Here is a 22,686-nt window from a genome sequence, read left to right as displayed (position 1 = left end):
TCACGTCGTCGATGGGCCGGTTCCTGCTGAGTTCCACAATTTCGAGGACTTTGCTGCGGATCTCGACAGCGGGAAGATCGCGGTTGCAAGCGAACGCGAGCAAACGAGCTTTTTCGTCGACGAAGATACCGTCCGCACTATCACCCTCTACCGATACCAGTATCAGGGCGGGTGGCAGCCGATCCTGATTAATGAGCGACGAGATCCACTTGAGGACACTCCTCTCGCCCAATCTGTAGCTCTTTGCGATGACGGAGAGCAGGTGATCGAAGAACTACTCCTGTCAAACTCTCCAGAAGGAGAGCAGGAGTATGAGCACATCCAGGAGTTCCTTACGTCTGCTGGCTATCAGTCTGAATTGGTTCCATCCGTTGATGAAGTTCTCGGGGGGTGATACTGTCCTTCCAGAGTAGAACTACTGCACTAATGCTTTAGCCCAGATAGAAGACCTCAGCCATCAATATATGGATAGGGGTTCTCAGGCTGCCCGCGATCAAGAAGTTCGTCCAACGTCTCGACGAAGGAGCCAGCTCCTTGGTCGGCATACTGGTCTCGCATCGATTCGGCTACCTCACGCCACGAAATGCTATGAATCTGGTACCATTCCGCCGGCTGAAGTAGGTCGGCAAACATGTGGCCAAAATCTTCGTAGTGATGATCGCAGAGCGGGGCGAGGTTTTTCAGCTCCCGAGAGCCGCCGTACCTCGGCGGTACCATCCGTTTCACATACTCCGCGTCGTTACTGCACGCGATGCACTGCCCATCGTGTTCTTCGAGTGCTTCTTCCCGCTGATGTTGTGTGACGTTCTTGATGTCGTCTTTCGGTGTCGGTTCGTACCCTCGTGCGCGGATGTGCTGATCGCGACCGATGGAGGGATATTCGTCACAGGCGGGGCACTTCTTTCGACCACCATCACGCCATGATTTGCAGTTCGGCCAGGATGACTTCGACTCATCCCCTTTGTCGAGTACCTCGGCAGTCAACGTTTCACCGCACTCGCAGGTATAAGGTTCCGGCTGAATCCGCGTTAGTCCGTGTGACTCGGCGTTTAGCAAGACGAACACCAGATGATTTGTCCGATTATGGTGTCGGTTTCCAGGCTCCGTCAACGAAGCGATATACATACTCGCGGTGTTTCGAGGGCGATTATAAAATCCGTATGGAAACTCATAGCAGACTCCTCAAGGGCCCGCCAATAATTTGAATCAGTTCCGGTAAAACGAACTTCGGGCAACGACCATCCTCACCAAATGGTCGGGATAGAAACGCTTGCTACCGTAGGCTTGGGCCTGGATGCTGCTGGTGCCCTGATGGTTGTCCTTCCTGAGTTCGAACAATTTCGGGCATACAAAACACCTGAGGATGAAATCCAACAAATCGAACAGGGCCGGGTAACTCTCCTGAGCGAAGGGATACTGACCTCGGATGATTCTGGATTTGAGGCCGTGTGTGAGGCACTCGACGGGCGAGTCGAGGTACATGGCCCGATAAAGGAGATCGTCGTCGTAAGCCTGGAGGACGAGCCCGACGCTGTCGAAGTTCGATATCACACCGATGGGGATTCTATTCACGCTCGCGACGGACGAATTTCTCGAACACTCGTCGATCGGTATATCGAACGCCACGTTCACCAGCTTGAACAGCGGGCCCGCGAGTGGTATCTTCGGGCTGGCAGTTCTCTCCTCTTATTCGGCTTCTTGCTCCAGATTGCTGCGTCTCTCTTGTGACATCTGCTCTCGATAGGCGGCGGAAGGGTGTGCGGTGGCCGGGTTACCGTTCTAGTGCTTCTCTGAGGTCACTTCCAGGAGAGCCAAAGATGTCGTCGAACTCATTGGGTTGGTCCTCTGCAAATGTTCGGAGTTCCTCTCGCGATGTGATCCCGTATTCGAGCGCTAGATAATCCTTGGTCGCCGCCCCAATTCGGGGGAGTTCGGCGAGATCGTCCTCGTATTCCAGCTGATGCGCTTTCAACCACGCGTGAGACTGTTCAAGGGCTTCCTCGGGGGTTAACGACTCATCAGGTCCCGCTTCGATTGAACGGCCTTTTCGATACCAGGCGTTCCGCTCTGCTTCTGGTGCGTTGCACGCGATTGTAGTACTCCCATCCGGCGCCGGACTGATGGTAAGGTTGAATCGCCCGGCCGAAACCCATCGAATCCGGTTTGAGGACGCCTCCACGAGGTCCCATCCAGTGAACGAGTCCTTTGGATTCAGTTGCTGTAGCGGGCCTGTATCACCGAATGCACTCCCCGACGAGAAGCCATCGAGATGGTTCGTCGCGATACTGGAGACGACATCGCGGTCCACACCGGTATCTTTTGAGATATCAATCGGATCCGCTGTCCCCAGGAAGTCGTCGACCGTTGTGTATCCTGCGTCAGCAAACGCCACGAGCCGGTCACGATTCATTAGGTCCTCGTGATGCAGCTGGTCATCAATCCCTGTTTCCTTGAGGTGGTGAAGATACTCCTGGGCGACCGAGTCCTCGAAGCGGACGTTCCTAGCTTCTATTCTGTTCGCTTTGAGCGCTTCAATGAGTGCTGAGAGGGAGTATGAGGATTTGAACAGCGGATTCCACTCTTCCTCGTCATCGTCAAATACCTCTATGTCGGTTTCTGGTTTGAAGTAGATGGGTCGATTGGTGCTGGCAAATTCGAGAAGTGAGACTGACACCATTCTTACTGATGGCTGACTGACTCTCGGATTAAATAGATGTACTTCTCAAGCGAGGGGCACAACAGGGGTATTATTCTATAGGTGGACTGCTAAACTGCGACAACTAGTATGCCGTTCTTGGCCCTCCACGACGGTACCGAGGTCATCCCGAATCAGGTACAGAAAGGGGATCTCCTCGAGTGCCCGAAGTGCGGCGATCAATTGAAAATTCGCGACTCCCATCGCCGGAAGGGATCGTTCGTCGCGCGGCATTTCTACCACGCTGCTGAAGAGGAGACGGACTGTGGCGGTGAATCTCCACCTCATTTGCGGATGAAGTCGATCGCGTATTCGAAGCTCACGACCGAGTATCCCGACGCTACAATAGGACTAGAACAGCAGCTGGGTGACCGGCGTGCCGATATTCTCGTTGAGTTTCCACAGCCTCAGTTCCCTGAGGGCCGTGGCATCGGCGTCGAAGTACAGCACAAACACGAGGACAAGGATATCGACGCAGTAACCGCTGAGTATCTCGCTGCAGGGTACAGCATCCTCTGGTTGGCAGAAGAGGACTTCTCCGGATTCAACGTCGATCTCTCTGGCATTCTCCCGACCTGGCCTCACGCGGTCCAACACGACTTCAGCGACGGGTATCACGGCGTCATCCACTGGCTCCGACAACCAAAGCCAGCCAATCCCTCGATAGACGTCGTCCTCCCGCGAGAATATCTAGCTGAACACAGCGAGGGTCTTCGTCGAGCATGGGAGTACGGGAAGTTCGATCAGGGAGGGCAATCGGACTGGAACGATCTCGGATTCTGGTGGTTGAGTGCCTCGTATGACCCGTACCAGAAGTGGTTCAAACTCACCGAGACGCCTGACGGGCGGACGATGCTTCAGCTCGGGAAGCAGGTCCGCGGTACTGAACACGTTCTCGCTCCAGTTCAGACTGAGCACTCCCGGAATCGGGGGAAGGTTCACAGCTTGGCTTACGAGGTTGATTCAGCAGATACCTCCGCTGGCGAATGGGCAGATATCGAAAAGGCGTGGCTGGAAACCGGCTTACAGAGCACTTCGGTTATCTTCAAGCTCGTTGCAACCCCAAGCGGGGAGCTCGCTCTATCGTTGGGAAAGTACAAGGAACACAGCGACGATGGCGAGTTCATTACCGTCTCTACCGAGTTCCAGCGTAATCTCAAAGAGAGTCTCCACGAACTGGCTAACCTTCTGGGGTGACCTGACTCGGCCCGGAAACCCGCCCACAACGGTAAATGGACGGACTACAAACAGCAGTCAATAATGTCGGACGAGGCTGACGATTTGTATGATAAGTACATCGACTACGATGGCAGAGATCTCGATACCCGGAATGTCGGTGATGGGAAAGTAGTTCGGCCGATTACGGCCGAGAATTTCGAGATGGAGAAACGGACTCTGGGGGAGGTTCTCACCGATCAGAAGTTCAACGTACCAGAGTACCAGCGACTGTACTCGTGGAAGAACATCCACCACGAACAGTATTGGTCGGACATCGAGCAGTTCGTGAATGCCGACCTGGTCGCTGACCGACGCGAAGTGTCGGACGTGTTCTTCAGCTCGATGTACTTCGCGGTCAACGACGACAAACAGGTGTACGAGGTCATCGACGGCCAACAACGGCTGACGACGACGCACCTGCTGTTGCGCGTCCTTATGGAGCACCTCGAGGACGTCGACCCAGCTTCTATCGAGGACGATACTCTGGCGGAGTTTCGGGACTACGGGATCGGGCGAATCACCGATATCCTCTATGTGGAGGAGATGTTCGGCAAACGTGAGCCCCGGCTCACGCTGAACAAACACGACGCTGAATTTTTCAAAGCCCTCATGATGGGGCCATCCGCCCAGGTGGACTATCTCAAGAATGAAGCCGACTTCAGCATTCACGGGAACAACAGCGACGCAGTGCAAGTCTCGGAATGTCTGGACCGGTTCGGCACCACGGACGATGAACTCGCGGACTTAGATACTGACTCGCTTTCCTCAGGGGCGTTCTTCAAACTGTACCGCTCGCATCGGCGGTTGTTGAAGGCCTACGAGTTCTACGACGAGAAGATCAGCAGCGTCGTTGCCGACGCCGAGACACCGGACGAGACGGTGCGAGCGCTCGTGAACATCCTCAACTACGTCTACAACTCCTACCACGTCGGGGAGTACCTGATTCGAGAGGCGGAGTCGGATTTCCGGATGCAGATCTTCGAGATTTTGAACGACCGCGGCGTCGATCTGACGAAGATCGACCGTATCCGGGCGGCGGTCGTGAACGCGTTCTTCGATACCGACGTGAAAGACGAGTACGTAGACAAGTGGGAGGACATCGTGGTGGCGTTCGCGACCGACGGTGACGCCATCGATGACTACCTCTCGATCTATCTGAGTATCGTCGACGATGGCATCGACAGGATTGGTGACGCCAGCGCCGAATTGACCAACGCTTTCGATACTCGGAACATCGACTCGGATGTCGTCCCGCGCCTTCGGAATCTCGATGAAGCAAAAGCCTTCCTCGACTACGCGCACGACCTCGTCGACTACTACCAAGATATCACAACCACGGAGCTCGCCGCTGACGATCTTGAGTTAGCCAGTCACCGAGAGCAGTGTCGGGAAATCCTTGTTCGCCTCAATAACCAACAGATGGACCAGTGGCGGCCATTCGTCCTGGCGCTCTACTATCACACCAATCCTGAATCGGAACGGGATGCTGCACAGTTCTACCGCGTATTGGAGACCATCGAGAAACTCAACCTGCGACGCCTCCTCATCTCTGAACGACCGAGTATTTTCCGCGAGGTCTTCATCAAGGCCGTCGAGGAGTTCAACCTCGCACCAACTGCCGACGCCACTCCAGATAGTGTATACGAGGCTTCTCGAGAGTACCTCATCACCGAGATGCGTTCCTCTACGCCGACGCTGTTCGGCGACCGGTTCGTCGATACGGTCGTTCAGACGCAGTCCTGGAGTACCGGAACGGCGCGACTGCTCTTCGGGAAGATCGCCCAGGATCACTTCGACGACAGTAGTCGTGCCGTCGAGCGAGACCTGAACATGGGGAACATCCATCTCGAACACGTCCTCCCGCAGACTCCCGTCAGCGACCCGGAAGACCCGACGTGGCTTCGGGAGTTTTTCAAACTCGACTCGGAGCCGGACATCGAGATCGCGTCAGAGATCGAACGCTATATTGAGCTGGTGCAGCGCTCTGATCTCGACGAAGAGGAGGAGCGACTGAAAGACAATATCTCGGAGTTCATCACGCAGGGGTTCATCGACGATATCGGGAACTTCCTCCTGCTCCGTGACACCGATAATATCGGGGCGAGTAATCGGCCACTCGCCGAGAAGATGACGCAGTACTACTCCGAGATCGACGGTTTCGCCAGTATCTACCCCAATCGGTATTTCACGGCCGAATACGGCAACGTCGATCGCGACTCCCTCGACAAACTCCGTGAGCAGCACGATGGCGGTGATGTTTCGAATGTGGACGCCGATGTAGTGGCGTATTTCAACTCCTTCTGGACCTACGAGACTCTGCAGGATCGACGAATCGAGCTCCTCTTGGATATTCTGTCGACACTTGGGTTCGATTCGTTTGAGGACGAGTTCGGGATTGAATCCGACCAAGATGAGGTACGCCACGAAATTCGAGAGAAGACGGACCAAGAGTTTGAGAAACGTCTGTCCGTCCGATCGCTTTAACCCCCTCTGAGAAGTCGGTTTTGCGAGTACCTGTTGAAGCCTTCTCAGCTGACTATCCTATCCAGCTTCGCCATCCTCACAGAAGGTGTCGACCTCCTTTGCCGTAACGAAAGGAACGAACGAAATGAATAGAATGAATGGAATGAAGTAAACGAGATTGATGAATTGAATTCTCCAAACGAACTGGTTTGTCTCTGGTTGGCCTTTAGCAGAAACGAACAAAACGAACGGAACGAATTGAGTGATAGAAATGAACGCAATTAGTTCCACGAGCGAAACGAACAGTTGGTTTTAACATCGTAGTAATCCTCTCACCGAGTGAAACACCCTCACCGAACGCACCGAACTAAACGAGAAAAACGAACGAAACGAACACAACGAGAGAAACGAAGATAATGACCGACACCAACACCGCACGAATCACGGTGGCGAATCAGAAGGGAGGCGCGGGGAAGACAACCGACGTCATTCATACTGGCGGCGCACTCGCTGCCCGAGGCCACGACGTCCTCCTGGTCGACATCGACTACCACGGAGGGCTCACCTGCTCGCTTGGCTACAACGATCTGTACTACGATACCGACCGTACGACGCTGTTCGACGTCCTCGACTTCGACCAGATGGAGTCGGTGAACGACATCATCGTCGAGCACGAGGAATTCGACATCCTTCCCGCCAGCGAGAAACTCGCGAACAACAAGAACATCCAGACGCTGCTTGAGGCGCCGAAGAGTCGCGAGCGGTTGGAGATGACTCTCGACGAGCTCGACAAGGACTACGACTACATCATCGTCGACACGCCGCCATCCCTGAACGTCCTCACCGACAACGCCCTGGTCGCGACCGGCAACGTCGTCATCCCCGTCATTCCCGAGAAGCTCAACGCCAACAGCCTCCAGATTTTCGCGAAGCAGCTGAGCTCCCTCGAACAGGCGTACGGAGACATCAATCGGCTCGCCATCGTCTGTAACCGTGTCGAGCAGAACGCCGAGCACCGTGACACTATCGAGGAGATCAAGTCGGCGTACTCCCTCCCAGTGTTCGAGATCCCGAAGCGGACCGACCTCTCTCAGTCGATTGGCGAGGGTGTGTCCGTCTTCGGCTTCGGCAAGGAGAACCAGCGCGTCGAGGATGCACGCGATTTGTTCAACGAGATCGCGGACCTTTTCGACGAGACGTTTGAGAAGACTGCGCCTGAGGAGGTGGAAGCATGACCGACGGCTGGGGTGATGCTTCCGGCATCGAGGGCAACTACGAAGAGGAGGACGACGAGGCTGATTCCAGCGAAACGAGCGAGGTGAGTGAAACGGTGGAAACCAGTTCATCGACCGAAACGACCGAATCGACTTCAACGAGTGAAACGAACGAAACGAGCAAAACGAAGACGAACATCAAGGACGAGTGGAACGGGCGGACGATCTACATTCCCGACGATGTCCTCGACGAGATGGAGGACACTTACCTCGAATCCCAGCTGAAGCTCCGCAAGGCGGGCCAGGACGAGTTCAAGAAGAACCGTCACTTCTACCCGCTACTCGTCCAGTTCGGTATTGAGGCGCTTTCTGATGCGGATTCTGAGGAAATTCAGGCTCGGCTTTCGGAACTCGGAGACGAATGACCTCGCGCAGAACGGACCGAGATTTTGTATAGCGATATACGATATACATTTTCCTGTAGTACGGAATTCCGGCGCTAAGAGACTTCAGTTCCTCGAATTCTCCCGATGGGCCGAATACAGAATGTGGTCCTGATTATCTCGGTAATCACGACCACTTTGAAGTACCCCGCCGCCGTCGGTGAAGCACGAATGCTGCAATCGCCTCACGACGGCGCTTCCCCCGGGGTAGAGGCACCGAGACCGGGCCCGCAGGACGGTGGAGGGCCGGTGAATGCCTGACCGAGCGCCTTCGACGCCGCTCGACGATAGCTTCGAGCGCTACCTCCAAGACAAGGGGAAAGGCCGCGGCGGCGACGGTGGGAACTATCGACGTAACGCTGCACGCGAGCTCGAACGGTTCGCCGAGTGGGCCGCCGGCGACCGCGGCGCCGACGACTGGACCGGGATCGTCCCCGACGACGTCGACCGCGAGCCGACCTTCGACGATCTCGACGAACGCGTGTTCCGGGAGTACGCCCGACATCTCGGTGGAGATCGGGGACTCAAGCAGAACACAGTACAAACCTATTACCGCTATATCTCTGCCTGGTGTGGCTGGTGCGTCAACGAGGGATATCTCGAGGCGCATTACGCGCAGCGGGCCAGTGCGATGGCGCCGCTGCCGGAGGACGACGGCCGCAAGCCCGGCGACCAGCAGGCCTGGACGTCTGAACAGCGCCACGCCCTCACCCGCCACGTCGACGAACGGGCCCGCGACGCCGTCGAGGCGTACACGATACTTCCGGAGGATACTGACCCCCTCGACAAGCAGCGAAGACGCTACGCGGCGCTGAAGGCGGCTCGTGACCGGGCGCTGGTGTTCGTCCTCGCGTACACCGCCGTCCGCGTCGGCGAACTCCTCCGGGACCCGAATGACCCGCGCCGACGCGGTGTTCGCTGGGAGGACATCTCCCTTGACGACGGGAGTATGGACGTCTACCGGAAGAAACAGCAGTGGGACGCCGCCAGTCTTCCCGACCCGGTGATCTCGCCGCTCCGGAGCTATCGCCAGCTGATGGATCCGCCGACGGAGCGCTGGCCGGTGTTTCCGACGTTCGACCAACGGACGCTCGCAGAGCTCGTCCGGGAAGAGCTAGCCGAACGAGGGGAACGCCCAGAAGCAATCGCTGAACGCCGAGCGGAGTACGCTCGCGACCTGCTGCTGGCGCTCGATGAGGACATTCGGCCGCCGTCGATCACGACGGACGGCGCACGGTCGATTCTCCAACGGCTCTCGGAGACCTCAGATATCGACATCGACCATCCGAAACACGATTATCTTGCTCCACACGGTGGTCGACGTGGGATGGGGGAGGTACTTGTCCGTGCGTTTGGGTACACGGTGGCAGCCCGGTATCTCGATAACTCCGAAGAGATGGTCCGAGAGCGCTACTCACATATTGAGGCCGGGGAATTGGGCGATGTCGCCACGGAAGCTCTGGAAGAAATCGACCGATGAGGGTACGTTAATCGGATTCTTGGATATCGTACCACCGGATTTTGAATGGATAGGTGGGGTCCACCACTAATTCAAACGCCGAATTCTCGGGGAAGCTCACGTCCAAGCCGACGTACTCGGTCCCATCAAGTTCAAAGGAAAGTTCGTAATCGTCTGTCCCCTGAATCTTCGCTTGGTCACCGTGTTCTAACGAGTGAATCTCTCCTTCATAGTACACGTATCGTCCATCATCATAGAACTCGGCTTCTAACTCGACAGTGCCAATCGTACGTCCGTCAGGGGTTTGCAATGTCGCTTCTGTCTCGAAAGACTCCCCAACTGCGATCGGTGACCTGTCGGTCTTCTCCTGCTTTAATTGCTCCTCCTCGGCTTGAATCGTTTCGACGACTTCGTCGATAGAGTTGCAGTCATCTACACGGTAGGTGACTGCGGAGATTACCTGTCGGGTCCGCTGCCGAAGCCGATCCAGCTGGTATTCGAACTCAGGTAGATTCCGAACACCCTGATGTACGATTCGGCTTCGTATAGCGTACATCTCGTCGAAGATTGTGTACTCCCACCCGCGGTAGTCCTCGTGAACCTGGAGGATTTGTACAGCCCGGTGAGCAATCGTATTGGCCTTGCTCTCAGTAATATCTTTCACAAGAAGTGATTCAAGCGCGATCACGTACTTCAGGAATCGCTCTTCAGGGTGAGTACTCTGGGCAGCATACCCATACCATCGAACACTCTTGTCAATCGCCTTCTCGAGTTCTGTTTCCGGAGTACCCTGTAAATAGCGGTCGAAGAGGTCGATCCGTTTTGTGACTGTCTCGGGGGAATCAGTATGCATAAAATCGGCGTCAAATCTCGATGAGAGTGATCTGTGGAAGTCAATCACCTCACCGTCCCCCGTTTCACAGAGAATTGTATACCGGCCATCAAACGGCATTTCGATGAGATTTCGAGTTTTCCCGAAGTTCAGAACATCAATCACCCGATTTATCTCTGCTTCTACTCGTCGCCGTCCGACTGAGCTAATCGGGAGTCGTACTTTGAGTTCCGCAATAATGTCTGAGTTCTCTCGAAGCTGATCTTCGAAGATTGCTGTGCTCTCGTGAAGCCGGTCAAAGATGTCACAATCGTCTGAAGATGGTTCATAGAGATCCATTTCCCCGACCTCTAACGGTGTCATCCCCCCTAACTGGACATTCTCGATTGGGACATAGCAAACCGTTTCAGGCTCTTCACCTCGGAGAATCTCTTTCAGATCGCTGGTTCGGGCTGCTAATGACTCCTCCTTAGCAAACGATTTGATCGCTTTTTCCAGCCCATCCTCCCGCCATTCGTCCACGTACAGCTCCGCGAACAAGCGCTCTATCGTTTCACGCAATAGAAAATCGGTCGCTGGTGATTTTCCTTCGAGATAGTCCTCCAGAACCCTGGAATGAGCATCCCGATAGCGCTGGATGAACGACTGCGATTCGAGGTATTCCTGTGCTGTTTCGAGTCCCTCTAGTAGTGCTTCGAAATCGTACGAGGAGGAGGCAATCTCATCAGCTTCCTCTGCAACGACATCTCCGATTCGGCCCTTGAATTGCCCTGCATTCACTTCGATATCTGCGTCAGCGGCATCTTGACGGAGTCCGTCAAGATCGATCTCAGTATTCTCCCAGAGGAGATCCTGGATCTCGTCTCGACTGGTTTCGACATTAGCGAAATCAACAAGCACTGGGTTGATTGCTGACCGCACAGGTTCGAAGAGGGAAATGGAGGCACCCTCAAGTACCTCCTTCAAATCCTCCTGGAATTTTTCAATATTTCCCGAGTCTTCGTCTCTAACAGCCGGTTTCAGCTCATCAATAGCATCAAGGAGGTCGATTCGTTCGTTGGTGTACGAATCTTGATTATCGAGGAGGTGTAGCCACGCCTCGAGCACATTTTGAGACTGGGTGTCAGTAATCTCGATGTTCCACCCTCGCATATGGAAACCCCCTGGATAGGGTGATTCTGACATTAGGCCGGAAAAGACGGTCAGGAGTTATAAAATCGGGCTACTGACCTGTCCCAATTGGATCCTCTACGCCTTCACAGCGTTCTTAGTCGGTTCGTATCGTCGTCTACTGGTGCAAGCGGGTCCGTTGGCCCAGCGGTTTCGCGTGCTGCTAGTTCGTTGAGATACTGTTCGAACTGCTCGGCGAGCTGGTCTGAGTCAATAAATATCTCTCTTGCTGCCGAGACTAATTCCCGTACAGACGCAGTTGCGTTCGATGTCTCGCCGTCAGCTGTTTCTCGGAACGCAAGTGAAGCCATACCCATGAATTGGCGGGTGGGGCCAAATTTACAGAGGCCGCAGCCGAACTTTTCAGGAGTGAACTGCCGGCCGTACCACTGGTGATCCGGGCAGACAAACCCCTTCCACTGTTCGTCGAGTCCGTGAACGGCTACCTCCAATTCATCGTCGAGGGTGGCGGTGAAGTAGGCGCCGTTGAACCCCTTATCGTTGTGTAGATATCCGGTATTGAGTGCGGTTTTGAACTGCCGTGCTCGGTGTGTATCACCGCAAAAGTAGGCGTTTGCCGATGATTGGAAGAATGCCTCCTGAGAGATGCCGTGAGTGAGGAGGATATCTTCGGGGCCAGCATCGGCTGGGTCCGCTGTAAACCGCTGTCCATCGACCGTTAGTTCACCGCCAGCCTGGAGACGATGACCGACACTCAGTTCGTATTCTTCTGAGACGTGTGTCGGTGATCCGCCGAAGGCCCGTTCCTTATCTCTGTTTCCGTAGATGTAGACGAGAGTTCCGCGTTCCGCTAATGTCTCGAAATACGGTTCCACAGCCTGGAGTTGGTCGACCCCTGTCTCGAGATCAGTCTTGTAGGCGTTCGTGATGTCGCCTGTATGGATGATGAAGTCGAATTCCTCACCTTCGGTGGCCTCAACAAGTTTCTCGAGTGATTCTGTATCCCCGTGATTGTCGCCACAGGCGAGAATCCGCTGATGGGTCATACTTGGAAGTGATACGCAGCTACGAAAATACCACCGTTGGAGTATCGATCTGTCCGTCTGTGATCCGAATCAGCGGTACGTTCAATCGAACCCCATACTCCGATTCAGCTGATCGTGCTGTTTCGAGCGAGCCACAATCTACCTCTAGCAAATTACTCCGGGGTGAATTGCCCTTGTTCGATGTAGGCCCCTACTTCCCCATGCTTGAGGTTCGGTGCATCGACGAGCTTGATACGACGCTTCTCGCCCGAGGTCTTCTGGATCTGGAGGCGGAACGGAACCGAGTGGTCGACGATTGCTCCTCCGTAGGATTCTCCTGAGGAATTAGTCGCGTTCGTAACCACCACGGCAGCGTTCTTCATATCACCGAACCGCCGCAAGTCGTGGAGATACGAGTTTAGCTTTTGTTGACGCTCGGCAAGCTCGCCTCTCCCCTGATATTCTGCACGGAAATTAATAGTTAGTGAGTCGACAATCACCAATCGCAACTCTGACCCGGCTGATTCAACCCTATCTGCCAGATTGGAGAGCTCCTCCGTTGTGAGCAGTTGCTCATTAGTGGTCGTTGGCCGCTCGATGTGGATATGATTGAGGGCCTTTTCAGCGAGATTCTCTACGTCACCAGGTGGAATCTCAAACCGGGCGCCCAGAGCTTCTCGCCGATCCGTGTCGAGCCCCTCGATGATCTCTGTAACTCTGTCCGGATCGAACTTCCCTCGCGTGTCGATGTAGGCTGAGTCCCCTCCGAGACCGCCTGCGTTGTCGGGGAGAAGTGACTGGACGCAGAGCTGGTGGGCCATCGTGGTCCGCCCACTGTTTTCGTTGCCATAGAACTCTGTAATCGCCTGTGTTTCAATACCTCCACCTAGAAGCCGATCAACTCCACTGTGGCCCGTTTCCAGCTTTTTAATGCTGGGACGGTCAAGGACAGCGGCTCCTGAATCAAATCCTCCGATATCAGCAGCCTCACGGGCACCGTTGATGATGTCCGACGCTGTGCTCTCACCCACGTCGATAATAGAAGAGAGTTCCCCTGGTGATGAGACCGCAAGGGACTGCATTGTCTCGAATCCGGCCTCCTTGAGATCCGTTTCTCTGCTTGGTCCTACTTTCGGGAGGTCCTGGAGGTCATCGCTGGACATAGGTTCTCTCGAAACGCTGTCGTCATAAATCCGATGACGCCCCTGGATTTCCGGGGTGCTATCGACGATATTGACCACTCGGATTGTTTGATGGGTTGTCTTCCCACGTACTGGACTAGGCCTGTGGGCCGGGCGGAGTGACTGATCCCCAATTTATGGTGGAATCCAGCTTGTGTGGTCGCGGAGAGTTGTATTGGGGGACTCCATCGTCGCACCGCACTTGGGGCAGTAATCTTCGATCGCATCCTCGTCGTAGAGATAGTGATCACACTCGGGAGGGCTGGCTTGGAAATACACGTCGTCCCAGTCGAGATCAGGCTCTCGACCGTAGAGACAGAATGTACTGTGTCCTGACCGCCCTCGATGATTCGTCACTAGCCGAACGGGACAGTACATACACTCGCGGAGTTCGATTAACGGCTGGTCGGAATGGTTCGTCCAGAGCGTTTCTCGCCGCCCCCATTCGTGAAACCCCTTCGGCCCCCGACAGCGCTCTATCTCAGGTCGTGTCGCAAGCAGTTTCTCCACCTGTGCGGAATGGTACTGGCTTCCTGCCCACTTCCAGAACGGGTCTCGGTCGTACTCACGGATAATCGCGTTCTTGAGTGCTTTCAGGGGAAAGTCGGGGCCGTGCTCGTCGCTCGCGGTGTAGGTGTAACTCCCGTCGGGTTCGTGAAGCCGGCGTAGCTCGCAACCCTGGGCAGTACAGATATCGTACGTAATCAGGTCATCCTGTCCGCGGGGATGGGCATAGGGCGGCACGCGCTCCCACGCATGTTCGCCGTCGTAGAGGAGCGCTTGGCAGTTCGTAAATCGGCTCGCTTTGCTCGTTCGTTGGGCGTATCCAGAACCGTCGTCTTGCTCAAATTCGGCACCGATCGTATCGTAGTTGAACGTATCGAGAAGGACTGTTGCCGCGCGTATCCAGACGACCGAGTACCCAGCGGCCAAGTAGTCATGCGTCACCTGATGGACGTCCTTGTCCTCGTGACTGTGCTGTACCTCAACGGCGAGGCCTTCCCCGAAATAAGGGTTCCAATCGTCAAAGGTCGCGAGTGCGTCGGCCCGGCGTTCGGTCACAGGTGTCGGCACCTCGGCCACGTCGACGTCCACCTCCGTCTCGATGCGGGCGTTTTCTCCGAATTGCTGGTGCAGAGCGACCTCAACACGGGCGACTGCGCGTTCGTGGGTCTCTGACTCGCCGCCATTCGAGCAGCGCTGGCCGGCGTCGTCTGATACGTGGTAGAAGTGTCGAGACTTGCCCGGCGCCGATCGCGGGTACATCGTCCCGCCGCATACTGGACAGGTGACTTCTTCTCCATCGTCGACAATAGCGGGGACGACCGGGCGACCGTCACGACGACCGCGGAAGGGCATACCGGCAAAGAACATCTCGGTAAGCAAATAATCTCTCCCAGCTGTAGGCCAGTACAAGACGGAACAGGTTAGAGCGGGTCCTCAAGTCCGCAGGAGATACACTTCATGCAGCCGTCCTCACGTTCCCAAATGTGATCGCAGTACTGGGGGTCCGTGGTCGTCATCTCAGAGAAGTCCTCGAACGGATCATTTGAGATGACCTCCTCTCCGTTGTGCTCTTTGAGACGGGCCCCACACCGGCACCGATAGCGGTTCTCTCCTCGCGGCTCCCAGACGTGTTGATGGTCTTCTTTCTTCTCCTCCTTTTCTCGCTGTTCAAACGCTGCTTGAGCAGCTCTGTCAGCAAGATCTGAGCTCGTCTTGATGGTCGACTCATCAAAGATATAGGCATCAACAGCTCTCTCTTTCCAGCGCTCAAGCCGACAGTGTTTACAGAAATCCCGGTCGTGGAGGTCACTCCCTCCGTATTTCCAGGTATGATCACAGTCCGGATTCGGGTCGGAGAATGTTAGGGAATCAGCGTTCACGAACCGCTCGAGATACTCCTCAGGTGGATCTACCTCTGGAGGGTCTGCCCACGAAGCTGCGAAGGCGGCCTCAGCCCGTTTGTCGAATGCGACGACCATCTCCTCAATACGGAATCGGTCGTTCGTAAAATCGTCAGGGCTGGCCCAGTAGACGCTATATCCGGCCGAGAGATAGTCGTGCGTGACCGCGTCGAGGTCTTTGTCTTCGTTCGCGTATTGTACCTCAACGATCAATCCACGCCCAAGGTAGTCGTTTTCGTCATCAGCGGGAAATTCGACGAGGGCATCTGCCCGGCGAGAATCAGTAAGCGTTGGCGTATCGGGGACGTCGACGGTAACCTCGGGTCCGCAACGGATATATTGGTCAAATCGCTGCCGCAACGCCGATACTGCGAGGGATTTCATCTTTCGATGCGGATCCGACTCTCCTCCGGAGCAATTGGCCGTCGAATCCCCTGAGCCCGCAGTAACGTGATAGAAATGGCGGGCGCGGCCATCATCAAATGGGCCCCGTGGTCGCATCGTTCCCCCACAGGCTGGACACACGACGTCAGTACCGTCCTCTACCTCTTCAGGAAGAACTGTTCCTCCCTCCTCATCTGTAGAAGACTGTGCGATAAATGGCATCTAGGTCGGCGTAGCGACTTCTTCTGTAGATTCGATATATTTGTCTTCCCACTCTCGACGTGCCTCAATTTCGCGGGAGCCTCGTTGCGTTAGCGAGTACAGATTGGTCCGCTTGTCGAGTTCGCCTTTCTTGAGGAGCCCTTTCTCGACGAGGTCGTCGAGATTCGGGTAGAGCCGGCCGTGGTTGATCTCCTGTTCGTAGTAGTCGTCGAGTTCGTCCTTTACTGCGAGCCCGTGCGGTTCCTCGAGCCCGGCGATCACGTACAAGATGTCCCGCTGGAACCCAGTTAGATCGTGCATCCGTCCGTTCCCTATTTTTGAGGGGTGGCATATGTTCTCTCTGGTGCTCAAATGCCAATATTCGATACGACGAGGTGAGAACCCGGCGTGAGAACTTCGAACCTTTATATGGTGGACAAGAGAAGTCCGCGATGGAATGTCTGACCTAATCGTCAAAGCAGCCGTGAAGGATGCACTCTCGGACCACAACGTTTCGGCAGATTTCTACGACGCTCTCAACGAAGAGGTCGCCGAACTGCTCGACGATGCCGCAGAGCGTGCCGAGGCCAACGACCGGAAGACGGTCCAGCCGCGCGACCTGTAGGCCTGCGTAACGCAGCCAACCCCGACACTCGAACGTAGCTTTTTGAGGTTCCTGTTCAGAAGTTAGGAAACGGAGATGGCGGACGCACCGGATACCGAACGGCAGGCGGTCGAACCCGATGCGAGAGAGGTCCTTAGCGTGTCCCAGCTGAACGATCGGATTGCGTCGATCGTCCAGGACACGCCTGCCCTCAACGGCGTCCGCTGTATCGGGGAGGTCACTGACCTCCACAAGAACAGTACGGCGCTCTACTTCACGCTCACCGACGGCGACGCCGAACTCCCCTGTATGATCTGGGCGAACCGTTACCGGGAGATGGACGCCGACCTCGAGGACGGGACCGAAGTCATCCTCGAGGGCGATATCGACTACTGGGTCGAAGGTGGGAAAATCGACCTCAAACCGTGGGAGGTGATTGTCGTCGGCGACGGCGACCAGGCAGCTGCCGTCGAGCGACTACGAAGCGAACTCGAAGAGCGTGGCTGGTTCGACGGCGAGCAGAAACAGCGCCCGCCGGCGTTCCCGGAGCGGGTCGGCGTCGTCACGTCCCTTCGAGGAGACGCCCGGTACGACATCCAGAACGCGATCCACGGACAGGACCCCACCGTCGACATCCTGGTGAAGGACGCGACCGTCCAAGGGTCGGAGGCGCCGACGTCCATCGCGAACGGCATCCACCACCTCGACCGCTCGGAGGACGTCGACGCCATCATCGTCGGTCGGGGCGGTGGGAGCGATTCGAACCTCCAAGCCTTCAACACCGAGCGGGTTGCGGAGGCGATTTTCACCGCGAATACCCCGGTGGCCACCGCGATTGGACACACCCATGACCGGCTCATCGCGGATCAGGTGGCGGACGTCGCGACGATCACGCCGACCGCCGCCGGCGAGTATATCGTGAATTCCCGCCAAGAGTTCCTTGCGAGTGAGATCGAGCCGCTGGAGCAACAGCTCGACGCCGCGTACGAGACCTTTCAGCAGGACCACGAACACGAACAGGAGCTCGCCGAAGCAGTCGATGAAGCGACCGCACCCGAGGGCCTCCCACCGATTTACTACAAGGTCGCCATCGTAGTGCTGCTGTTGCTGTTGTTGGTCATCACCGGACTTTGGCTGGGGGTGATCTAACCGTGGCAAACGACTCCGAAATCCACGATCGACTGAGTCGCGTCGAGGAGATCATTGAACAGCTCGACGCGGACGAATGCGATCTCGATGAAGGTACAGCCCTCCACGAGGAAGGGGAGGAACTCTTGGCCGAAGTGCGAGAGATCCTCGACGAGGGGAGCGGCGAAGTTGTGGAGCTCGAGTAAGCGAGCTGATTCTCAGCTTTAACCAACAGACTCCCCACCGCACTCGGCAGGTGTTGGTTAAGCCTTTTCTACGAGACCAACAAGTAATTTGGTTATAATTTACCCAACAAATTTGCAGTTATTGCTGGCCAGAAAGCATTTAGGTATCATCCAACTACCGCGCCCATATGTACCGGGACTCAACCGGTGCATACCCATACCCGCATGTATGATTACGAGGTCAGTCACCATCGAAGACATCGATGACCTGTACCTGATGTGGAACGACCACATCAACGCCTCCGCCCTCTATCGCCGCGCCCTCCGCGAGGAAATGGAAGTCCGCGGTGTTGACCCCGATGAACTCCGCGACCTCCTCGAACGGGCCCGCGAGCAGGGCTACACGCTCGACGAGATCGCAGAAGACACCAACCGATTCGACGACCTCCAGTCGCTCGTCGAAGAGCAACAGAACCAGCCACCAGCTGGAGACGCCACAGATGATTGACTCGCTATGTCACAGGACCAGACTCCCTCCGACCCTGAGCCTAGCGTCGAAAACCAATCACCGCTGACCGGGAAGATCCCTCGGCAGGCAGCGCTCACCGTCGTCCTCCTGAGCCTGTTCGCTGTCCAGCCGGTCGCCGCCCAGAGTAACGCGGTCTGTAGCGCAGACAATCTCCCGAGCATGATTGAGGGGTTCTTCCAGCTGACCACCGCGCTGGGGATCGTCGGCCTCGCCATCGTCTGGCAGGCTGACTCCCTCATCGAGATGTTCACCCTCAATCCCGAGCAGAAGAAGGGCCTCAAGCGCCACAAGCGGTCGGCGATGAAGTCCGCGGTCGTCCTCGTCGTGCTCGGCCCGCTGTACACCGTCGCCGGGTCGATGATGGGCCTCCCGCTGGCGCAGTGCGTCGACCTCGTCCCCTGGTAACCACCCCGCAGTCCCGGTGCGAGCCCTATGAACCATCGAGAGCTCTCCGTGCTCATGGCCGGCTTGCTCGCGACGAGCCTAGTCACGGGTATCGTCGCCGCTGACCCGCCACGACCAGGTACGGAGGGGAACGGGCTCACGGAAAACGAGTCGGCAACGCTGTGGTCACGTGATGCGGACAACTACATCAGCCAGGAGGAGTACCGCCAGCGCTACGGCGAGGACCGCTCCGCCGTCCATCAGGTCGCCAACGGGACGGACGTTACGTTCAAACGGCCGCCCGCGACCGCGGTGACGTGGACGCGGAACGACTTTGAGGACCTCGACGCCGCCGGCCCAGATACGTCCGTGCATCCGCCGCACGCGGACCTCGAGGAGGGCGTCTTCATCGAAGATGCTCACGCGACGATCTTCGCGGTCCAGCCCTCTACTCGTGGCCACCTCGAGTCCGGTGAAACCCCACTCTATATCGCGCCGAATGGGACGATACGCGGGTTCGTTGATTACCGCGTTCGCGTCCCCAACGGGAGTTCCTCCGGCAACACGACTATCTCGTGGTCGCTCACGGAGCACGAGATCGAAGAAGTCCGGTTGAAGAAGGACGGCGAGACCATCGCCGAGCGTGACGGAGCCCATACGCCTGCCCTCGACTACCAGATCGAGGATGACTGGAGTGCGAATCTCACGCTGGAAGCGGAGATTAGCGTCCGGCTGAAGAAAACCGTCAGGACCGACCTGGGTGACCGAACGGACGTCGACGTTACCTATCGGACGGAATCACGCAACGTCTCCGATTCGATCGCCGTCGAGATCTACGACCTCTCGGCGTACCCCTACTACGCCGAGTATCCGAACGGCGATGCCGGCGTGGCCATCTTCCAGTCGCGGCCGTGGCAGGGGTACACGCTCACGGAGGACGGTGAGGCACGGGTCCGTGGCATCTGGCGGTTCTACACCGCTCGGAACACCAACTGGGACACGCTCGTCCGGTCGAATCGCACGGATAGCGCCACCGTCGAGTCAGACGCGATTCCGGTGTACGTCCACGCCTATCCCTCGCGGATCGGACCGCGTGCCGAGCCGGTTCGAGACGGACCGGAACTCATCGAGACCTGGGGGACTGACCGCCCGTCACCAGTCGGCACCATCGGTGAGAACATCAATATCGACATCGTCAACCAGTCGTACACGACGACGTACGGCGTCGCCGTTCGAGCTGAGAACGTCGATCGAGAGGCGCTCCATGTTGCGGGAATCGTCCGGGGCGTGAATGCGTCAATCGTCGAGCCGGATGCCGGCTCCGAGCGGCAGCTCCGCCGCAGCAATCTCACTGTCGAGGTCATCCAACAGAATCAGTCGCAAGCGACGCTCAGGGTCGAACTCCGGGACAATCAAACTGGTGCGCCGATTGCGCTCGACGATAGCCGTCAGTATCCAATCGGCGGCACCAGCCGAAACGGGTACATCACGGTCGCGGATCAGCGCGTCGAGACCAACGCCTCCGGGGTGGCGATCGTGACCATCAACGAACCGGGCATCTACACGGCTCGGTACCATCCGGGCTCGTGGCTCGGTCACGACCCGGCGTACGTGAGTGATACCGCGACGGCCCGCTGGCACCCACTTGGGACGATCGACGGCTGGTTTGCGCTGGTGTTCGAGGTCGGCTGGCAGCTCCTGCCGTTCTTCGTGATGTTCTACGCTGGCAAGCGCCTCCTGCGGATGCTCGGCCCAGAAGACATCTTCGGACAGAAACCATGACTCAGGACAATCCCCACCTTAGTAGACGGACCGCCCTCCGAACAGTCACCGGCGCCGCTCTCGTGAGCATGGCCGGCTGTCTGGATGGCAACGGAAGCACCGGTCCTAACGGTAGTTCAAGTCCAGAAAATGAATCTGGTGTGTTCCAGCAGGTAACTGTTGAAGGAACAGAACTCATAGTCCAGTTCGATTCGGATTCGGAGTTCGACCAGATCAACCTCATCCAACCGGACGGCGAACTGTTCGGACAGCGGGAGGTCGCTGCAGGTTCCCAACAAGTCTCATTTGATCTCGGCACAACGTACGCTCCTGGCGAGTACGAAATAGTAGCCCTCAGCGGTGAGGAAACAGTCGGCGAAAGCTCGCATTCTGTCCAGCCAAACCTCGGGATCATCGAGATGGGCATCGGTAGAAACCAGCCTGAAGAGATGTGGGATGGACCAGAAAGCGAAATCGAAGAGGAGGCCTTCGTCACCCTCGAAAACCAGGGGACTGGCCCTGATGCGGTTACAAAATTGCTCTTCATCGGTGATGTCCCCTATCCGTCCGACGATGAGGGGACGAACTATGTCGATGATGAAGACGTAAGCGGGATTTACGACCCGGAATCCGACTCCGAGGTCGAGCAGGTCATTATCGCGCCCGGGGAACAAATTACGCTCTATAGTTCACGCTCGCCGTTCGCCTTCGTTCCTGGGGCAGGCACGTCCTGTTCGGAGGAATCGAAGACCGGTGAGTTTGAACTAATACTCGAGACGCGAGTTGGCGGGGACCGAGTCACCAAAACGTACCGTATCCAATATTCAGCGTCCCAAGAACCCGATAACTGCGAAATTTCCATCAGTGAGGCTTAACCATGGTTGATCTAATCGACGTCGTCCTTGAGGGATTCAAAGAGGTCGTCGATTGGATTGTCGGCCTCTTCATGGATGGCCTGCGTTCCGGCTATGAGACCCTCACCGAGGAGATGTTCGGGACACCAACGCCGGAGACAGATGGGGCATTCGTCTTCGGAGAGCCCAGCAATGCTCCTTGGCCGTCAATTCAGGACGCGCTTGTCGGTGGAGAGATCATGTTGATCTCGCTGCTTCTCCTCGTGATGTGTGTTCAGGGGCGTCACACGATCCGTATATTCAATATTGGAAGTGCATACGAGGCCAGGCGCACCAAGAAAACAGCTTGGGTCGGCGCGTTTCTGATTATCAGCTGGTACTGGGTCAGTATTCTTGGACTCTACATAGTGGACGGGTTCACTATCGCCCTGATGCCGAGTCTGGGTTCTCTGGGCGATGCGATGCTCAACTTGCTCGAAGTTTCAATCACAAACCCTGGGCTTTCACTCGTATTCGCACTGATTGGAGGGCTCTCAATGTGGGCTTTGGAGGCACTCTACTACATTCGCGAAGTCTTGCTCTACGTCTACGTGTATGGTATGCCGATTGCGTTCGCGCTGGCCTACGGAAACGTCCCCGTGCTCTCGGATATCGCGATGGGGTTCAGTAAGAAATTCGTCCCGTTAGCGGTCCTACCTCTGCCTGCAGCGGTGGTGTTGAAAGGATACGACTTGCTGTACTCTCAGAACGCCATCGCTCCGAGTAGTCCGTTTTTGCGGTATCTAGTCGCGGCATCGCTCCCGCTGATCGCACTCTACCTAACCTGGAAGACGTTCAAATACGCGACCCCACTCACGGCGAAGGTTCTCGGTGGTGCGACGAAAGGAGCGGCCCTCATCGGCGGTGTCGCCGCTGGAGCCTACATCGGCGGCGCCGGCGTCGCCACGACGGCGGCCCGGTGGGGACCGAAGGCCGCAGCGGGACACGCTGTAGCGCAGAAAGCAGCAGCCCGGGGCGCGAATAGCGACGAAGACAGCGGGACGCCGTCCTACCGGCGGACCGAGAACGACCCTGGAAGCTACTAACAA

23 protein-coding genes are annotated in these 22,686 nt (G+C 56.7%); 15 read left to right on the top strand and 8 right to left on the bottom strand.

The window, feature by feature from the left end:
• Positions 1-394: hypothetical protein (locus tag ACT3HL_RS15415; RefSeq protein ID WP_445087655.1), on the top strand; the 394-nt coding region annotated here is incomplete at its 5' end.
• Positions 395-450: 56 nt separating this feature from the next.
• Here ACT3HL_RS15415 and ACT3HL_RS15410 read toward each other — a convergent pair.
• Positions 451-1,125, bottom strand: coding sequence for a hypothetical protein (locus ACT3HL_RS15410; protein WP_445087654.1), 675 nt, complete (start codon positions 1,123-1,125; stop codon positions 451-453).
• A 126-nt stretch (positions 1,126-1,251) separates the two neighbouring features.
• Between ACT3HL_RS15410 and ACT3HL_RS15405 the strand changes: the two genes are divergently transcribed.
• On the top strand, positions 1,252-1,728 hold the full coding sequence (locus tag ACT3HL_RS15405) for a hypothetical protein (RefSeq protein ID WP_445087653.1): 477 nt from the start codon (positions 1,252-1,254) through the stop codon (positions 1,726-1,728).
• 43 nt (positions 1,729-1,771) lie between these two features.
• Here the strand turns inward: ACT3HL_RS15405 and ACT3HL_RS15400 are convergent, their stop codons facing one another.
• Positions 1,772-2,677 carry a hypothetical protein gene (locus tag ACT3HL_RS15400; RefSeq protein WP_445087652.1) on the bottom strand — a complete coding sequence of 302 codons (906 nt, stop codon included), beginning with the start codon at positions 2,675-2,677 and terminating at the stop codon, positions 1,772-1,774.
• 108 nt (positions 2,678-2,785) lie between these two features.
• On the opposite strand from ACT3HL_RS15400, the gene ACT3HL_RS15395 reads away from it, so the two are divergent.
• The 5 genes from ACT3HL_RS15395 to ACT3HL_RS15375 all read left to right on the top strand — a co-directional run bounded on the left by ACT3HL_RS15395 (position 2,786) and on the right by ACT3HL_RS15375 (position 9,513).
• Positions 2,786-3,892, top strand: a complete 1,107-nt coding sequence (locus ACT3HL_RS15395) for a hypothetical protein (RefSeq protein ID WP_445087651.1) — start codon at positions 2,786-2,788, stop codon at positions 3,890-3,892.
• Between the two features lie 183 nt (positions 3,893-4,075).
• A complete protein-coding gene (locus ACT3HL_RS15390; RefSeq protein ID WP_445087650.1) occupies positions 4,076-6,397 on the top strand; it encodes a GmrSD restriction endonuclease domain-containing protein in 2,322 nt (773 codons plus the stop codon).
• Between the two features lie 395 nt (positions 6,398-6,792).
• Positions 6,793-7,611 (top strand): ParA family protein, encoded by an 819-nt coding sequence (locus tag ACT3HL_RS15385; RefSeq protein WP_095637937.1) that lies wholly within the window; start codon positions 6,793-6,795, stop codon positions 7,609-7,611.
• On the top strand, positions 7,608-8,015 hold the full coding sequence (locus tag ACT3HL_RS15380) for a hypothetical protein (protein WP_445087649.1): 408 nt from the start codon (positions 7,608-7,610) through the stop codon (positions 8,013-8,015). Before ACT3HL_RS15385 ends, ACT3HL_RS15380 begins: the two co-directional genes overlap by 4 nt.
• Positions 8,016-8,286: 271 nt before the next feature.
• Entirely contained in the window at positions 8,287-9,513 is a 1,227-nt protein-coding gene (locus tag ACT3HL_RS15375) for a phage integrase SAM-like domain-containing protein (RefSeq protein ID WP_445087648.1), read from the top strand.
• A gap of 7 nt (positions 9,514-9,520) precedes the next feature.
• Here ACT3HL_RS15375 and ACT3HL_RS15370 read toward each other — a convergent pair whose 3' ends face one another.
• The 6 genes from ACT3HL_RS15370 to ACT3HL_RS15345 form a co-directional block, all read right to left on the bottom strand.
• Entirely contained in the window at positions 9,521-11,509 is a 1,989-nt protein-coding gene (locus tag ACT3HL_RS15370) for a hypothetical protein (protein WP_445087647.1), read from the bottom strand.
• 71 nt (positions 11,510-11,580) lie between these two features.
• A complete protein-coding gene (locus ACT3HL_RS15365; RefSeq protein WP_445087646.1) occupies positions 11,581-12,501 on the bottom strand; it encodes a metallophosphoesterase in 921 nt (306 codons plus the stop codon).
• A 152-nt stretch (positions 12,502-12,653) separates the two neighbouring features.
• Positions 12,654-13,643 (bottom strand): DNA repair and recombination protein RadA, encoded by a 990-nt coding sequence (radA, locus tag ACT3HL_RS15360; RefSeq protein ID WP_445087645.1) that lies wholly within the window; start codon positions 13,641-13,643, stop codon positions 12,654-12,656.
• 153 nt (positions 13,644-13,796) lie between these two features.
• A complete protein-coding gene (locus ACT3HL_RS15355) occupies positions 13,797-15,020 on the bottom strand; it encodes a competence protein CoiA (RefSeq protein ID WP_445087644.1) in 1,224 nt (407 codons plus the stop codon).
• Positions 15,021-15,088: 68 nt separating this feature from the next.
• Complete coding sequence (locus ACT3HL_RS15350; RefSeq protein ID WP_445087643.1) at positions 15,089-15,952, bottom strand: hypothetical protein; 864 nt, start codon at positions 15,950-15,952, stop codon at positions 15,089-15,091.
• A 222-nt stretch (positions 15,953-16,174) separates the two neighbouring features.
• Positions 16,175-16,474, bottom strand: a complete 300-nt coding sequence (locus tag ACT3HL_RS15345) for a helix-turn-helix transcriptional regulator (protein ID WP_445087656.1) — start codon at positions 16,472-16,474, stop codon at positions 16,175-16,177.
• Positions 16,475-16,610: 136 nt separating this feature from the next.
• Between ACT3HL_RS15345 and ACT3HL_RS15340 the strand changes: the two genes are divergently transcribed.
• The 8 genes from ACT3HL_RS15340 to ACT3HL_RS15305 all read left to right on the top strand — a co-directional run bounded on the left by ACT3HL_RS15340 (position 16,611) and on the right by ACT3HL_RS15305 (position 22,683).
• Positions 16,611-16,778 (top strand): DNA-binding protein, encoded by a 168-nt coding sequence (locus ACT3HL_RS15340; RefSeq protein ID WP_004048632.1) that lies wholly within the window; start codon positions 16,611-16,613, stop codon positions 16,776-16,778.
• A 75-nt stretch (positions 16,779-16,853) separates the two neighbouring features.
• The gene (gene xseA / locus ACT3HL_RS15335; RefSeq protein WP_445087642.1) at positions 16,854-17,906 is read left to right on the top strand and encodes an exodeoxyribonuclease VII large subunit; all 1,053 of its coding nucleotides are present in this window, start codon (positions 16,854-16,856) and stop codon (positions 17,904-17,906) included.
• A 2-nt stretch (positions 17,907-17,908) separates the two neighbouring features.
• The gene (gene xseB / locus ACT3HL_RS15330; RefSeq protein ID WP_135822919.1) at positions 17,909-18,091 is read left to right on the top strand and encodes an exodeoxyribonuclease VII small subunit; all 183 of its coding nucleotides are present in this window, start codon (positions 17,909-17,911) and stop codon (positions 18,089-18,091) included.
• 208 nt (positions 18,092-18,299) lie between these two features.
• Positions 18,300-18,578 carry a hypothetical protein gene (locus ACT3HL_RS15325; RefSeq protein ID WP_008580506.1) on the top strand — a complete coding sequence of 93 codons (279 nt, stop codon included), beginning with the start codon at positions 18,300-18,302 and terminating at the stop codon, positions 18,576-18,578.
• A gap of 6 nt (positions 18,579-18,584) precedes the next feature.
• A complete protein-coding gene (locus ACT3HL_RS15320; protein ID WP_008580508.1) occupies positions 18,585-19,004 on the top strand; it encodes a hypothetical protein in 420 nt (139 codons plus the stop codon).
• Positions 19,005-19,031: 27 nt separating this feature from the next.
• Positions 19,032-20,765 carry a hypothetical protein gene (locus tag ACT3HL_RS15315; protein WP_445087641.1) on the top strand — a complete coding sequence of 578 codons (1,734 nt, stop codon included), beginning with the start codon at positions 19,032-19,034 and terminating at the stop codon, positions 20,763-20,765.
• Entirely contained in the window at positions 20,762-21,619 is an 858-nt protein-coding gene (locus ACT3HL_RS15310; protein WP_445087640.1) for a hypothetical protein, read from the top strand. Before ACT3HL_RS15315 ends, ACT3HL_RS15310 begins: the two co-directional genes overlap by 4 nt.
• 2 nt (positions 21,620-21,621) lie before the next feature.
• Entirely contained in the window at positions 21,622-22,683 is a 1,062-nt protein-coding gene (locus ACT3HL_RS15305) for a hypothetical protein (RefSeq protein ID WP_445087639.1), read from the top strand.
• Positions 22,684-22,686: the final 3 nt, after the last annotated feature.

This window comes from Halobellus sp. GM3 (genome assembly GCF_052545375.1).
Note: the sequence above shows the minus strand (reverse complement) of the source record. Positions and strands in the feature narration are given on the sequence as shown.

What these genes read in the sequence shown, in the direction of transcription:
- ACT3HL_RS15370 (WP_445087647.1), bottom strand. Translation starts at nt 11,509, where the DNA reads ATGTCAGAATCACCCTATCCAGGGGGTTTCCATATGCGAGGGTGGAAC.
- ACT3HL_RS15365 (WP_445087646.1), bottom strand. Translation starts at nt 12,501, where the DNA reads ATGACCCATCAGCGGATTCTCGCCTGTGGCGACAATCACGGGGATACA.
- ACT3HL_RS15355 (WP_445087644.1), bottom strand. Translation starts at nt 15,020, where the DNA reads ATGCCCTTCCGCGGTCGTCGTGACGGTCGCCCGGTCGTCCCCGCTATT.
- ACT3HL_RS15390 (WP_445087650.1), top strand. Translation starts at nt 4,076, where the DNA reads ATGGAGAAACGGACTCTGGGGGAGGTTCTCACCGATCAGAAGTTCAAC.
- ACT3HL_RS15315 (WP_445087641.1), top strand. Translation starts at nt 19,032, where the DNA reads ATGAACCATCGAGAGCTCTCCGTGCTCATGGCCGGCTTGCTCGCGACG.
- ACT3HL_RS15310 (WP_445087640.1), top strand. Translation starts at nt 20,762, where the DNA reads ATGACTCAGGACAATCCCCACCTTAGTAGACGGACCGCCCTCCGAACA.
- ACT3HL_RS15385 (WP_095637937.1), top strand. Translation starts at nt 6,793, where the DNA reads ATGACCGACACCAACACCGCACGAATCACGGTGGCGAATCAGAAGGGA.
- radA (WP_445087645.1), bottom strand. Translation starts at nt 13,643, where the DNA reads ATGTCCAGCGATGACCTCCAGGACCTCCCGAAAGTAGGACCAAGCAGA.
- ACT3HL_RS15325 (WP_008580506.1), top strand. Translation starts at nt 18,300, where the DNA reads ATGATTACGAGGTCAGTCACCATCGAAGACATCGATGACCTGTACCTG.
- ACT3HL_RS15350 (WP_445087643.1), bottom strand. Translation starts at nt 15,952, where the DNA reads ATGAAATCCCTCGCAGTATCGGCGTTGCGGCAGCGATTTGACCAATAT.
- ACT3HL_RS15380 (WP_445087649.1), top strand. Translation starts at nt 7,608, where the DNA reads ATGACCGACGGCTGGGGTGATGCTTCCGGCATCGAGGGCAACTACGAA.
- ACT3HL_RS15405 (WP_445087653.1), top strand. Translation starts at nt 1,252, where the DNA reads ATGGTCGGGATAGAAACGCTTGCTACCGTAGGCTTGGGCCTGGATGCT.
- ACT3HL_RS15410 (WP_445087654.1), bottom strand. Translation starts at nt 1,125, where the DNA reads ATGTATATCGCTTCGTTGACGGAGCCTGGAAACCGACACCATAATCGG.
- ACT3HL_RS15395 (WP_445087651.1), top strand. Translation starts at nt 2,786, where the DNA reads ATGCCGTTCTTGGCCCTCCACGACGGTACCGAGGTCATCCCGAATCAG.
- xseA (WP_445087642.1), top strand. Translation starts at nt 16,854, where the DNA reads ATGGCGGACGCACCGGATACCGAACGGCAGGCGGTCGAACCCGATGCG.
- ACT3HL_RS15320 (WP_008580508.1), top strand. Translation starts at nt 18,585, where the DNA reads ATGTCACAGGACCAGACTCCCTCCGACCCTGAGCCTAGCGTCGAAAAC.
- ACT3HL_RS15375 (WP_445087648.1), top strand. Translation starts at nt 8,287, where the DNA reads ATGCCTGACCGAGCGCCTTCGACGCCGCTCGACGATAGCTTCGAGCGC.
- ACT3HL_RS15305 (WP_445087639.1), top strand. Translation starts at nt 21,622, where the DNA reads ATGGTTGATCTAATCGACGTCGTCCTTGAGGGATTCAAAGAGGTCGTC.
- ACT3HL_RS15345 (WP_445087656.1), bottom strand. Translation starts at nt 16,474, where the DNA reads ATGCACGATCTAACTGGGTTCCAGCGGGACATCTTGTACGTGATCGCC.
- ACT3HL_RS15400 (WP_445087652.1), bottom strand. Translation starts at nt 2,677, where the DNA reads ATGGTGTCAGTCTCACTTCTCGAATTTGCCAGCACCAATCGACCCATC.
- ACT3HL_RS15340 (WP_004048632.1), top strand. Translation starts at nt 16,611, where the DNA reads ATGTCTGACCTAATCGTCAAAGCAGCCGTGAAGGATGCACTCTCGGAC.